The sequence below is a fragment of the Aeromicrobium sp. UBA7512 genome (assembly GCF_002476985.1).
In the GTDB taxonomy this organism is placed as follows: domain Bacteria; phylum Actinomycetota; class Actinomycetes; order Propionibacteriales; family Nocardioidaceae; genus Aeromicrobium; species Aeromicrobium phoceense.
The window spans coordinates 134,594-147,741 of sequence record NZ_DLNK01000007.1 but is presented as its reverse complement, the minus strand read 5'-3'; the positions used below and the strand labels follow the sequence as shown (position 1 = coordinate 147,741).

The 13,148-nt window shown below is 71.0% G+C and carries 12 protein-coding genes; 9 read left to right on the top strand and 3 right to left on the bottom strand.

Going from position 1 to position 13,148, the window contains the following annotated elements; genetic code table 11:
• Nucleotides 1-183 precede the first annotated feature (183 nt).
• The 4 genes from dnaK (at nucleotide 184) to B2363_RS11635 (ending at nucleotide 4,192) form a co-directional block, all read left to right on the top strand.
• Complete coding sequence (dnaK, locus tag B2363_RS11650) at nucleotides 184-2,025, top strand: molecular chaperone DnaK (RefSeq protein ID WP_286930380.1); 1,842 nt, start codon at nucleotides 184-186, stop codon at nucleotides 2,023-2,025.
• Complete coding sequence (locus tag B2363_RS11645) at nucleotides 2,022-2,597, top strand: nucleotide exchange factor GrpE (RefSeq protein WP_286930378.1); 576 nt, start codon at nucleotides 2,022-2,024, stop codon at nucleotides 2,595-2,597. The genes dnaK and B2363_RS11645 overlap by 4 nt, the downstream gene beginning before the upstream one ends.
• Before the next feature lie 114 nt (nucleotides 2,598-2,711).
• A complete protein-coding gene (gene dnaJ / locus B2363_RS11640) occupies nucleotides 2,712-3,818 on the top strand; it encodes a molecular chaperone DnaJ (protein WP_286930376.1) in 1,107 nt (368 codons plus the stop codon).
• Nucleotides 3,818-4,192: a heat shock protein transcriptional repressor HspR gene (locus B2363_RS11635; RefSeq protein ID WP_286930374.1), complete on the top strand. Its 375-nt coding sequence runs from the start codon at nucleotides 3,818-3,820 to the stop codon at nucleotides 4,190-4,192. Before dnaJ ends, B2363_RS11635 begins: the two co-directional genes overlap by 1 nt.
• Nucleotides 4,193-4,328: 136 nt before the next feature.
• Here B2363_RS11635 and B2363_RS11630 read toward each other — a convergent pair whose 3' ends face one another.
• Nucleotides 4,329-4,973, bottom strand: coding sequence for a hypothetical protein (locus B2363_RS11630; protein ID WP_286930371.1), 645 nt, complete (start codon nucleotides 4,971-4,973; stop codon nucleotides 4,329-4,331).
• 134 nt (nucleotides 4,974-5,107) lie between these two features.
• On the opposite strand from B2363_RS11630, the gene B2363_RS11625 reads away from it, so the two are divergent.
• The 3 genes from B2363_RS11625 to ppc all read left to right on the top strand — a co-directional run bounded on the left by B2363_RS11625 (nucleotide 5,108) and on the right by ppc (nucleotide 9,273).
• A complete protein-coding gene (locus B2363_RS11625) occupies nucleotides 5,108-6,151 on the top strand; it encodes a M4 family metallopeptidase (RefSeq protein ID WP_286930369.1) in 1,044 nt (347 codons plus the stop codon).
• On the top strand, nucleotides 6,112-6,396 hold the full coding sequence (locus B2363_RS11620) for a protealysin inhibitor emfourin (protein WP_286930367.1): 285 nt from the start codon (nucleotides 6,112-6,114) through the stop codon (nucleotides 6,394-6,396). The genes B2363_RS11625 and B2363_RS11620 overlap by 40 nt, the downstream gene beginning before the upstream one ends.
• Before the next feature lie 90 nt (nucleotides 6,397-6,486).
• Entirely contained in the window at nucleotides 6,487-9,273 is a 2,787-nt protein-coding gene (gene ppc, locus B2363_RS11615) for a phosphoenolpyruvate carboxylase (protein ID WP_286930364.1), read from the top strand.
• 95 nt (nucleotides 9,274-9,368) lie between these two features.
• Here the strand turns inward: ppc and B2363_RS11610 are convergent, their stop codons facing one another.
• On the bottom strand, nucleotides 9,369-10,892 hold the full coding sequence (locus B2363_RS11610) for an AMP-binding protein (RefSeq protein WP_286930362.1): 1,524 nt from the start codon (nucleotides 10,890-10,892) through the stop codon (nucleotides 9,369-9,371).
• Nucleotides 10,893-11,174: 282 nt separating this feature from the next.
• Here B2363_RS11610 and B2363_RS11605 point away from each other — a divergent pair, with 282 nt between their 5' ends.
• Complete coding sequence (locus tag B2363_RS11605) at nucleotides 11,175-11,795, top strand: PaaI family thioesterase (protein WP_286930360.1); 621 nt, start codon at nucleotides 11,175-11,177, stop codon at nucleotides 11,793-11,795.
• 3 nt (nucleotides 11,796-11,798) lie between these two features.
• Here B2363_RS11605 and B2363_RS11600 read toward each other — a convergent pair whose 3' ends face one another.
• Nucleotides 11,799-12,650 (bottom strand): 3-hydroxybutyryl-CoA dehydrogenase, encoded by an 852-nt coding sequence (locus B2363_RS11600; RefSeq protein ID WP_286931526.1) that lies wholly within the window; start codon nucleotides 12,648-12,650, stop codon nucleotides 11,799-11,801.
• Nucleotides 12,651-12,756: 106 nt separating this feature from the next.
• On the opposite strand from B2363_RS11600, the gene B2363_RS11595 reads away from it, so the two are divergent.
• Nucleotides 12,757-13,146 carry a hypothetical protein gene (locus B2363_RS11595; RefSeq protein WP_286930358.1) on the top strand — a complete coding sequence of 130 codons (390 nt, stop codon included), beginning with the start codon at nucleotides 12,757-12,759 and terminating at the stop codon, nucleotides 13,144-13,146.
• The last annotated feature ends 2 nt before the right edge of the window (nucleotides 13,147-13,148 follow it).

Here is a 13,148-nt window from a genome sequence, read left to right as displayed (position 1 = left end):
GCCCGAGCCTAGGGGCGCCCCGGACGCGCGTCGTCAGACCAGGGTCTGGTCCTGCAGATCGATGGCGGGAGGGGGAATGGAACGGCCTTGATCGAAGTTGATAACGTATGACTCAAGTCTTTTGACCCACAGTTTTCAAGGCACAGATCTCAAGCAGAGACACTGCGATCCCCAGGAGGAACCATGGCCCGTGCAGTCGGCATCGACCTCGGCACGACGAACTCCGTCGTGGCCGTGCTCGAAGGTGGAGAGCCCACCGTCATCGCGAACGCCGAAGGCGCTCGCACCACCCCGTCCGTCGTCGCGTTCGCGAAGGACGGTGAGGTCCTGACCGGCGAGGTCGCCAAGCGTCAGGGCGTCACCAACGTCGACCGCACCATCCGCTCGGTCAAGCGCCACATGGGCACGGACTGGTCGGTGGAGATCGACGACAAGAAGTTCAACCCCCAGCAAATCAGCGCGTTCGTGCTGCAGAAGCTCAAGCGCGACGCCGAGGCCTACCTGGGCGAGCCGGTCACCGACGCGGTCATCACCGTGCCGGCGTACTTCAACGACCACCAGCGCCAGGCCACCAAGGAGGCCGGCGAGATCGCGGGCCTCAACGTCAGCCGCATCATCAACGAGCCCACCGCGGCCGCGCTGGCCTACGGCCTCGACAAGGGCGACGACCAGACGATCCTGGTGTTCGACCTCGGCGGCGGCACGTTCGACGTGTCCCTGCTCGAGATCGGCGACGGCGTCATCGAGGTCAAGGCCACCAGCGGTGACAACCACCTCGGCGGCGACGACTGGGACAACGCGGTCGTCGACTGGCTGGTCAACAAGTTCAAGGCGTCCACCGGCGTCGACCTGACCAAGGACAAGATGGCGATGCCCCGCATCCGCGAGGCCGCCGAGCGCGCGAAGATCGAGCTCTCCAGCTCGTCCTCGACGTCGATCAACCTGCCCTACATCACGGTCGTCGACGGCAACCCCGTCTTCCTCGACGAGACGCTGACCCGCGCCGAGTTCGAGAAGATCACCGCCGACCTGCTCGAGCGCACGAAGGCGCCGTTCAACAACGTCATCCGTGACGCGGGCGTCACCGTCAAGGAGATCGACCACGTCGTGCTGGTGGGCGGCTCCACCCGCATGCCCGCGGTCTCCGAGCTCGTGAAGAGCCTCACCGGTGGACAGGAGCCCAACAAGGGCGTCAACCCCGACGAGGTCGTCGCCATCGGCGCCAGCCTGCAGGCCGGCGTGCTGAAGGGTGAGGTCAAGGACGTCCTGCTGCTCGACGTGACCCCGCTGTCGCTGGGCATCGAGACGAAGGGCGGCGTCATGACGAAGCTCATCGAGCGCAACACGACGATCCCGACCAAGCGCTCCGAGGTCTTCACGACGGCCGACGACAACCAGCCCTCCGTGGCGATCCAGGTCTACCAGGGCGAGCGCGAGATGGCCGCCGGCAACCAGCTGCTGGCCACGTTCGAGCTCACCGGCCTGCCGCCGGCGCCCCGCGGCGTCCCGCAGATCGAGGTCACGTTCGACATCGACGCCAACGGCATCGTGAACGTCTCGGCGAAGGACCGCGGCACCGGCAAGGAGCAGTCGATGACGATCACCGGCGGCTCCGCGCTGTCGAAGGACGACATCGACAAGATGGTCAAGGACGCCGAGCAGTACGCCGAGGAGGACCGCAAGCGCCGCGAGTCCGTCGAGGTCCGCAACCAGGCCGAGACGCTCGTCCACTCGACCGAGAAGTTCCTGGCCGAGAACGGCGACAAGGTCGGCGACGACGTCAAGACCGAGGTCCAGGGCGACGTCGACGCGCTGAAGTCGGCCCTCGAGGGCGACGACACCGACGCCATCCAGGCGGCCGTCACGAAGCTCGGCACGTCCAGCTCGAAGATGGGCGAGGCGATGTACGCCGCCGCCGCGGCCGAGGCCGGCGCCGAGGGCGCGGCCCCGACCGGCGACGCCCCGGCCGATGACGACGACGTCGTCGAGGCCGAGATCGTCGACGACGAGGGTGAGCAGAAGTGACCGAGAAGCCGTTCGACGACGAGGCGACCTCCCCCGAGGGGGAGGCGCCCGCCGCCGGCGCGGAGCAGGAGCAGGCCTCCGAGGAGGAGGTCGCTCCCGACCCGGTCGCCGAGCTCGAGGCGAAGGTCGCCGAGCTGACGAACGACCTCCAGCGCAAGCAGGCGGAGTTCATCAACTACAAGCGACGGGTCGAGGACGATCGCGTCCGCGCGGTCGAGACGGGCAAGCAGAAGGTCCTCACGGAGCTGCTGACGGTGCTCGACGACCTCGGCCGCGCCGAGGAGCACGGTGAGCTGACCGGCGGCTTCAAGGCCGTGGCCGACCAGCTGCGCGCCACGGTGGGCAAGTTCGACCTGGTCTCGTTCGGCGAGGCCGGCGAGCCGTTCGACCCGAACCTGCACGAGGCCGTCTTCCACGCGGGCGAGGACCCGAACGTGGCGGTGCAGAGCATCGCGCAGGTGATGCGCACCGGCTACCGCGTCGGCGACCGCGTCCTGCGGCCGGCCGTGGTCGGCGTCGTCGACCCCGGTGCCGCCGCCGAGGCCACCGAGCAGCCGACCACGCAGGACTGAAGCATGATCTCGATACGCCGCTCGCCGGGCGGGCCGTCCGGTGATCGAGTAGCTCGTGAGCGCAGCGAGCGGCGTATCGAGATCACGAAGGAACACGAGAGGGAGGAGGGGTGAATGAGCGCACCGACTGACTGGGCGACGAAGGACTTCTACGCGGTCCTGGGCGTCAAGAAGGATGCCTCGGCCGACGAGATCAAGAAGGCGTACCGCAAGCTGGCGCGGGACAACCACCCCGACTCCAACCCCGGCAACACCCAGGCCGAGGAGCGCTTCAAGGCGATCTCCGAGGCCTACGGGGTGGTCGGCAACGCCGAGAAGCGCAAGCAGTACGACGAGCAGCGCTCGCTGTTCGGCCAGTTCAAGGGCGGGTTCCCGCCCGGCGGTGGCGGCGGCTCGTACCCCAACGGCGGGGTCGACTTCGACCTCAGCGACATCCTCGGCGGCATCTTCGGCGGCAACGCCCGCGGCGGTCGCCGCCGCGCGCCCCAGCCGCGCCGTGGTGACGACCTCGAGACCGAGGCGACGATCACCTTTCGGCAGGCCGTCGAGGGCGTCACGCTCCCGCTGCGACTGACCAGCGACGAGCCGTGCACGATGTGCCACGGCACGGGCGCGAAGCCCGGCACCGTCCCGAAGGTGTGCGGCAACTGCCAGGGCAGCGGCATGCAGACCAGTGCCTCGGGCGGCGTCTTCGCGATGACCGAGCCCTGCGCGCAGTGCCGAGGTCGCGGGCTGATCGTCGAGCACCCGTGCGAGGTCTGCACGGGGACCGGCCGCGCGCCGTCGAGCCGCACCATCAACGTCAAGGTGCCGGCCGGCGTCAAGGACGGCCAGCGGATCAAGATCCGCGGCAAGGGCGCGAAGGGCGACACCGGAGCTCCCGCGGGCGACCTGTTCCTGCTGGTGCACGTCGAGGGTGACGAGCGCTTCGGGCGCAAGGGCGACGACCTCACGGTCACCGTGCCGCTGCCGTTCGACGACGCGGTGCTCGGTGGCGAGGTCAGCGCGCCCACGATCGACGGTCCGTCGGTCAAGCTCAAGGTGCCGCCGGGCACGCCCAACGGCCGTACGTTCCGCGCGCGCGGCAAGGGCGGCACGCGGCGCGACGGGTCGCGCGGCGACCTGCTGATCACGGTCGAGGTGCAGGTGCCCCACGAGCCGTCGCCCGAGGAACGGGCCGCGGTGGAGGCGTTCCGCGCCGCGAGAACGGGGAGCGCCTGATGAACGAGTTCGTCCCCCCGGGCCCGGAGGCGAAGGTCTTCGTGATCAGCGTCGCCGCCGAGCTGTCGGGACTGCACCCGCAGACCCTGCGCACGTACGACCGGATGGGCCTGGTCGAGGCCGGTCGCACCTCCGGCGGGGGCCGCCGCTACTCGCTGCGCGACGTCGAGCTGCTCCGGATGGTCGCGCACCTGACCGCCGAGGGCCTGGGCCTCGAGGGCGTCAAGCGCGTCATCGCCCTGGAGAACCAGGTGGCGGCACTGCAGGCGAAGGTCGCCGAGCTGCAGGCCGAGCTGGTGCAGGCGCGCACGCCGCAGAACCTGCCCGCGCTCTACGGCGGCCGTCAGGTCACCATCTGGCGCCGCCAGCCCTGACCCAATCCCCTCGCCGTCCGCCCCGGTTCGCCGAGTGGCGCAGAATCGCCCGCCACTCGCCGAGTGGCGGGCGTTCTTGCGCCACTCGCGACCCCGGTTTGCGCCACTCGACGTCAGTCGACGCCGAGGCCGCCCCTCACTCGTCGTCGGTGCGCTCCTCGCGCTCCTTGCGGGCGCGGTGCTTCTCGTACTCGCCCCACGCGATGCCGCTGGCCACGACGAGCGGGACGATGATGCCCCACGGCAGGTCGGCGAACCAGCCCAGGTCCCAGTCCGGGGTGATCCGCCGCAGCCAGTAGAACGGATTGAGGTACCGGAGCCAGTCCGGCGGATCGATGTCCGGCAGGTCGATGTCGGGCAGCCACGACCAGTCCACGGCGGGTAGCAGCCGGCCGAGGATCGCCGACACGGCCGCGCCGATGCCCAGGAAGCCGACCAGCGTGAACACCACGTGCCGTGCCGCGTAGAGCTTCGGGTGGGACTCCTTCAGCTCGTACAGCCGGCGGGCGCGAGTGTCGGGCGGTGGGACGAACGGCACCCGGACGGGACTCAGGTCGCGCTGCTCCACGAGGGTGACGGCGCGCAGGCGCTTCAGTCCGTTCTCGATCTTCACGTGCTCGGTGGGGTCGCCGTCGCCGGGCAGGTCGAACTTCACATCGTCGAGGGTGCCGAGCGTCCTGGATCCCACCTCGGTGCCGTCGACGGTAAGCGTCACGGTGTGGTCGGCGTCCTCGTGCACGGCCAGGTCGCGACCGCGGTCGCGCAGGGTCCAGGAGGGCATGACGGCACGCTAACCGGCGAGCCGGCGTCGTCGGGACGACCGAACGGCTACTTCCGGTGGCCGGATGGCGCGCCTCGTCTCACGTGGCAGTCGTCGCCGCGCGCGATGTCGGTGCCTGGCCCTACGGTCGGGGCATGGAAACGATTCGGGGGATCGTCCCGCCCTACCTGCTCCGTCAGATCGCCTCACTCGAGGACGACCGCTACGCCACGGCCGCCCGCGCGGCCCAGCACGCGCTGTCCGAGCGGCCCGGGCACGGCGGCCACAGGCACCCGTCGGCGCGCCCGCCGGCGGCCGAGACGCCCCTGCGGCGCCGGGTGAGCGATGCCGAGAACCGCACCGAGCTGCCGGGGCGCGTGGTCCGCTCCGAAGGTGATCCGCCCACGGGCGACGTCGCCGTCGACGAGGCCTACGACGGCTTCGGAGCCACCGACGGGCTGCTGCGCTCGGTCTACGGGCGTCAGTCGATCGACGACGCCGGGCTCACGCTGGCGGGCACCGTGCACTACGGCGTCGCCTACGACAACGCCTTCTGGGACGGCTCCCAGATGGTCTTCGGCGACGGCGACGGTGAGATCTTCGGGCGCTTCACGGCCTCCCTCTCGGTGATCGGCCACGAGCTGGCGCACGGGGTGGTCGAGTACACGGCCGGGCTGGTCTACCGCGACCAGTCCGGGGCGCTCAACGAGTCCGTCGCCGACGTCTTCGGCGCCCTGGTCGAGCAGCATGCCGCCGGGCAGAGCGCCGCCGAGGCGTCATGGCTCATCGGCGAGGGCCTGTTCACCGAGGCGGTCCAGGGCCGGGCCCTGCGGTCGATGAGCGCGCCGGGCACCGCCTACGACGACGACGTCCTGGGCAAGGACCCGCAGCCGGCCCACATGGACGACTTCGTCGAGACCACGCAGGACAGCGGCGGCGTGCACCTCAACTCCGGGATCCCCAACAAGGCGTTCCACCTCGTCGCCACCGGGCTCGGTGGCAACGCCTGGGAGGTCGCCGGCCGGATCTGGTACGAGACCCTGCTCGGCGACCTGTCCCCGCGCGCCACGTTCGAGCAGTTCGCCCGGGCCACGGTGGCGGTCGCCGAGAACCACGACGCTGCTGACGTGGTGCGCTCCGCGTGGCAGTCTGTGGGGGTATGGACGGAATCGACCAGCCCCTCCTCGTCGTCCGGGTGACCCGCACCGGCGGCTTCGCCGGGCTGCGCCGGCAGTGGGAGGTCGAGGCCACGTCCGAGGACGAGGCGCAGGCCTGGTGGCCGCTCGTCGAGGCGTGCCCGTGGGACGCCACTCCCGGCGACGGCTACCCCGACGGCTTCGTCTACGAGCTGCAGGCCAACGACCGCGAGGCCACCCTGCCCGAGCGCCAGGTCGACGGCCCGTGGCGCGAGCTCGTCGACGCCGTCGTGCACCACGCGCCCTGAGCCGCGCGTCACTCCCACGCCGCCGCGGATCTGACTAGGCTGGTCGCGGGCAACGGCGCCCCACGACTTTCGCCAGCCGAGGGGAGCTCCATGACCGACTCCGAGTTCGATGCCATCGCCCGATCCAAGGACGAGTCGCTGCGCACGGACGTGCGCCGCGTCGGCGACCTGCTGGGCCAGACGCTGCGGCGCCTGGAGGGCCAGCACCTCTTCGACCAGGTCGAGCTCGTGCGCGCCCAGGGCAAGGTCATCGAGGAGTCCGACGACCCCGACGAGCGCCACGAGGCCGCCTCGCGGATCCGTGCGCTGCTCGCCGACCTCGACGCCCCCACCGTGGGCAAGCTCGTGCGGGCGTTCAGCGTCTACTTCAACCTCGCGAACGTGGCCGAGCAGGTCGCCCGCGTGCGCGGCATCGAGGCCCGCCCCGACGACCAGGGCTGGCTGGCCCGCGCGATCGACGACATCGTCTCCGAGCAGGGCGTCGACGCGCTGCGCGAGGGCGTGGAGCGGATCGACGTCCGTGCGATCTTCACCGCCCACCCCACCGAGGTCAGCCGCCGCACCGTGCTGACGAAGCTGCGCCGGATCGCCGACATCCTCGTCGACTCCGCGGAGCCCGGCACCCGCCGCCGCGCCGCGCAGGACCGCGACCTGGCGCAACTGATCGACCTCATCTGGCAGACCGACGCGGTCCGTCGCACGCGCCCCACGCCGCTCGACGAGGCGCGCCACCTCGTGTTCTTCCTCCAGCAGATCCTCGAGGAGGCGCTGCCCGACATCGGCACCGACCTCGCGGACCGGCTCGCCGAGCACGGCATCGCGCTCGACCCCGCCCGGCGGCCGCTGTCGTTCGGCACCTGGATCGGCGGTGACCGCGACGGCAACCCGAACGTCACGCCCGAGGTCACGCTCAGCATCCTGCAGCTGCAGAACCGCATCGCCACGCGCATCGTCGACACCAACCTCGACCTGCTGATCCGCGAGCTGTCGTCGTCCGACGAGCTGGTCGAGGTCAGTGCCGAGCTGACCAAGTCGCTGCAGGCCGACCTCGTGGCGCTGCCCGACCTCGACCCGCGGCTGCTGAACGTCAACGCGCACGAGCCCTACCGGCTCAAGCTGTCGTGCGTGAAGCTCAAGGTCGCCAACTCGGCGGCCCGTGTCGCCGAGGGCACCCCTCACGTCCCGGGCCGCGACTACGCGAACCGCGACGAGCTGCTGGCCGACCTGGCCGTGGTCGACGCATCGCTGCGCGAGCACGGCGGCGAGCTCATCGCCGACCGGATGCTGGCGCGGGGGATCCGCGCCATCTCGTCGGTCGGCCTCCACCTGGCCACGATGGACATCCGCGAGCACGCCGAGGCGCACCACCACGCGCTCGGGCTCCTCTTCGACCGCCTCGACGAGTCGGAGACCTCCTACGCCGACCTCAGTCGCGACGAGCGGTTCGCCCTGCTCTCGCGCGAGCTCGGCCGGCTGCGGCCGCTGGCCGCCGACCCGCCGTCGCTCGACGAGTGGGGCGCGCGCACCTACGGCGTCTTCGCCGCGGTCCGCGAGCTGAAGGAGGCCTTCGGCGAGGACGTCATCGAGTCCTACATCGTCTCGATGACCGTCAGCGGTGACGACCTGCTCGCGCCGGTCGTGCTCGCGCGCCAGGCCGGGCTGGTCGACCTCGTCGGCAGCGAGGAGACGCCGCCGTTCGCCCGCCTCGGCTTCGTGCCGCTGCTGGAGACGGTCGAAGAGATCCGCCGGGCCGGCGACGTCCTCGACGAGCTGCTGTCGGACGACCACTACCGCTCGTTGGTGCGCCTGCGCGACGACCGCCAGGAGGTCATGCTCGGCTACTCCGACTCCAACAAGGCCGGCGGCATCACTACCTCGCAGTGGGAGCTGCACCGCGCGCAGCGGGCGCTGCGCGACGTGGCGCAGAAGCACGGCGTCACCCTGCGGCTGTTCCACGGCCGCGGCGGCACGGTGGGCCGTGGCGGCGGACCCACCTACGACGCGATCCTGGCCCAGCCGTACGGCGTGCTCACGGGTGACATCAAGTTCACCGAGCAGGGCGAGGTCATCAGCGACAAGTACTCGCTGCCGCGCCTCGGCCACGAGAACCTCGAGCTGTCGTTCGCGGCGGTGCTGGAGGCGTCCACGCTGCACCTGGAGGCCCGCACGCCCGCCGAGTCGATGCAGCAGTGGGACGACACGATGACCCAGGTCAGCGACGCCGCCTACGCCGCCTACCGCCGCCTGATCGACGCGCCGGGGCTCTTCGAGTACTTCCTCGCCTCGACCCCCGTCGACCAGCTCGGCGACCTCAACATCGGCTCGCGCCCGTCGCGCCGCCCCGAGACCGGGGGCGGCATCGACGGCCTGCGCGCGATCCCCTGGGTGTTCGGCTGGACCCAGAGTCGCCAGATCGTGCCGGGCTGGTTCGGTGTCGGCAGCGGCCTGCGCGCCGCGCGCCTCGCCGGGAAGGGCGACGTGCTGGCCGACATGCTCGACCAGTGGCACTTCTTCCGCACGTTCATCTCGAACGTGGAGATGACGCTCGCGAAGACCGACCTCGACGTCGCCGGGCACTACGTGAACACGCTCGTGCCGGCCGACCTGCGCCCGATCTTCGACCGGATCCGCGCCGAGCACGCGGTCACGGTGGAGGAGGTGCTGCGGGTCACCGGCGAGCGCCACGTGCTCGACGACCAACCCGGCCTGCGCCGCACGCTGGAGGTCCGCGATGCGTACCTCCAGCCGATCTCGTTCGCCCAGGTCGACCTGCTGGCCCGCTACCGCGAGGACCCCGACGCCGTCGACGAGGACATGCGCGCCGCGCTGCTCCAGACCGTCAACGGCATCGCCAACGGCCTGCGCAACACCGGCTGAGCAGGATCTCGATACGCCGCGACTCCGTCGCGAGCTACTCGATCACCGACCCGGTGATCGAGTAGCGGGGCGAGGAAGGAGCCCGTGTATCGAGATCAGTTGACCTGGCGGTCGCGGCCCTCCCAGTAGGCCTCGCGGAGCTTGAACTTCTGCAGCTTGCCGGTGGCGGTGCGGGCCAGCTCCTCGCGGAACTCGACGCGCTTCGGCACCTTGTAGCCCGCGAGGCGCTCGCGCGCGTGGGCGCGCAGGTCGTCCTCGGTGACGTCGCCGTCGACCACCACGAGGGCCAGGACGAGCTCGCCCCACTTGTCGTCGGGGATGCCGATCACCGCGACCTCGCGCACGGCCGGGTGCGAGGCCAGCACGTCCTCGACCTCGATCGACGACACGTTCTCGCCGCCGGAGACGATGACGTCCTTCTTGCGGTCGGCGATCGTGACGTAGCCGTCCTCGTAGACGCCGCCGTCGCCGGTGTGGAACCAGCCGCCCGCCAGCGCGTCCTCGGTGGCCTCCGGGTTCTCCCAGTACGACTCGAGCACGGTGTTGCTGCGCACGAGGATCTCGCCCTGGTCGTCGATCATCACGCGCGTGCCGATCGTGGGGGCGCCGGCGCGGGCCAGCAGGCGCGCCTGCTCCTCGCCCTCGAGGTCGTCCCACTCCTCGCGCATGCGGCTCATCGTGAGCAGCGGCGAGGTCTCGGTGAGGCCGTAGATCTGGATGAACTCCCAGCCGAGCTCCTCGCGGACCCGCTGGATGGTGCGGGTCGGCGGGGGAGCGCCGGCCACGATGCAGCGCACCCGGTCGCGGCCCGTGTCGCCCGTCCAGCCATCGAGCGCGTCGAGCGTGGCGTTGAGCACCGCGGGAGCGCACGCCAGCACCGTGACACCGTGCTCCTCGATGCGCCTCAGGATCTCGGTGCCGTCGATCTGGCGGATCACGACCTGCTTCGCGCCGACGCCCGTGGCCGAGTAGAGCAGCCCCCAGCCGTCGCAGTGGAACATCGGCAGCGTGTGCAGGTAGACGTCGCGGTCGGTGAGCGTGGCGTGCCAGCCGAAGGTGGTGGCGTTGACCCAGCGGGCGCGGTGGGTCTGCTGCACGCCCTTGGGCCGGGCGGTCGTGCCCGAGGTGTAGTTGATCGTGGCGGTGGCGTTCTCGTCGGGCTCCCACTCGGCCGGCTCGGCCTTCGACGCCCAGATCCGGTCGTCGTCGCGGCCCAGGACGAACACGTGCTTGGCCGACGAGCAGGACTCCGCGAGGTGCTCCAGCTCGGGATCGAGCATGACCACCTCGGCGCCGCAGTGCTCCACGATGTACTGGACCTCGGCCGGCGCCAGCCGGAAGTTCACCGGCACGAAGACGCGGCCCCAGTTGGCCACGCCGTAGAACGAGGCCAGCAGCCGCGCCGCGTTGTGCGAGACCATTGCGACCCGCGCGCCCTGCGGCACGCCGAGCTCGTCGAGCGTCGCGGCCTGGCTGCGCGCCCTCGCGTACAGCTGGGCGTAGGTCACCTCGCCCCACGAGTCCGCCACCTGGTTCGGCTCGTCGACCACGGCGACGCGGTCGGGGTAGACGGTGCGGGCGCGGTCGAGGAAGTCGCGCAGGGTGAGCGGGACGATCATGGGGCCTCCGGCGGGGTCGAACGGTGCGTGTGGGTCACGTCACGCTGCCATTGTGTCGACTCCCGGTGGCGCCGTGCACCCCGAGCCCGGTCGCGAGCGACCAGCGGTCGGCGCCTCCCGACGAGCGGTGGGCTCGAGCACGTCGGCCCACCCCCCGTCCACTTTTGGAACGGGATCAACCTCGATTCCGGGCCGAGGCGTTGATCCCGTTCCAAAAGTGGCGAGGGGGAGCCGGGGGAGCGGTGGAGGGCGTCACCCGGCGCGCTGGGTAGCCTCGGCCCGGTGAGCTGGGAAGAGATGTTCAGGGGCGACTTCGCCGCGGACGACGTCCGCGCCTACGGCGAGCTGGTGCGGAACCTGCACGCGGTGCAGGACGCGCTGGCCGCGATGTCGATGGACCGCGAGGCGATCGACGGACTCGCCGCCGACCTCGCGCGGTGGCGCGAGCGCCTCGAGCCGTCGGTCACCGACGAGCAGCACCAGGTGAACGGTCGCGTCGCCGAGCTGCCCGTGCGCGGCCACGCGATGCTGCCTGAGCTGGACGTCACCTCGCGCACCACCGACCGCGTCGAGGGGACCGTGCGCTTCGGCCGTTGGTTCATGGGCGGCGGGATGGCCGTGCACGGCGGAGCCGTCAGCCTGCTGTTCGACGAGGTGCTCGGCATCATCGCGTCGCTCGCGGCGGGCGGCATCACTCGCACCGCCTACCTCCACACCGACTACCGCGCCCTCACCCCGATCGACACCGAGCTCGAGACGATCGCGTGGATCGACCGGGTCGAGGGCCGCAAGTGGTTCATCCGCGGCGAGATCCGCCACGGCGACGTCGTGTGCGCCGAGGCCGAGGGCCTGTTCCTGCGCCTGCTGCCCGACCAGGGCCTCGGCAAGCGCACCACCGGCTGAGGGTCAGGGGTAGGGGTAGAAGCCCTGGCCCGATTTCTTGCCCATCAGGCCCGCGTCGACCATGCGGTCGAGCAGCGGCGGCGGCGAGTAGAGGGGCTCCTTGAACTCCTCGTACATCGACTCGCCGATCGCCTTGATCGTGTCCAGCCCGATGAGGTCGCTCAGCGCGAGCGGCCCCATCGGGTGGCCACAGCCCAGCACCATGCCGTTGTCGATGTCCTTCGCCGAGGCGTACCCGGCCTCGTACATCCGGATCGCCGACAGCAGGTACGGCACCAGGAGCGAGTTGACGATGAAGCCCGCGCGGTCGGTCGCGTCGATGGGCTGCTTGCCGAGCGTCTCCGAGACGTAGGAGCGCATGCGGTCGAGCGTCTTGTCCGAGGTCGTCAGCGACGGGATGAGCTCGACGAGCTTCATGACGGGCGCCGGGTTGAAGAAGTGCACGCCCATGACGCGGTCGGCGCGGCCGGACGCGGCGCCCAGCTTCACGATGGGGATCGACGACGTGTTGGAGGCCAGGATCGCGTCGGGGTCCTGCAGGATCTTCCCGATGCGGGTGAAGAGGTCGAGCTTGATCGACTCCTTCTCGCTCGCCGCCTCGACCACCAGCTGGCGGTCGGCGAGATCGTCGAGGTCGGTCGTGACCTTGATCGCCTCGAGGGTCACGTCGCGGTCCTGCTCGGTGAGCTTGCCGCGGTCGACGGCACGCTGCAGCGAGGTCTCGATCCGGCCGTGCGCGGCGGCTGCGGCCTCCTCGGTGACCTCGACGACGACGACCGAGATGCCGGCGCGCGCGTTCACCTCTGCGATGCCGGAGCCCATGAGGCCACCTCCGACGACTCCGATGCGTTCGATGGTCACGCGACCTCCCGGTAAAGATGATGGATTCCTCACCTTCGATCGTAACGGTCGCCGGGTGAGCCTCCGCAAGCGCTTCGAGGAGGCGTGATGGGATGGCCCCATGCGTGCGTGGCTCCCGGTGGTGCTCGTCCTCGCCCTGGCCGGCTGCGGCGGGAGCGATGATGCCCCGACCCCGTCGGCGAGCTCGGCCTCCACCACCCCCGGGAAGGTCGCCACCGAGGCCTCGGGCACGGTCGATCCGCTGGCGATCACCTCGTACGTCTGCCGCCGGAACGCCAAGGGCGTCTGGAAGGTGCAGGGCACGCTCGAGAACACCGGCAAGCAGGCCCGCGACTACAGCGTCACGGCGTTCATCGGGCAGCAGACCGGACCGGCGCGCGTCGTGGAGCTCGACCGGGTGCGGGCGGGCGCCAGCGTGCCGTTCACGATGGACCCGATCGTCGCCGCGCCCGAGGGCCCGTGCCGGCTCCGGGCGGTCATCTCCCTCTGACG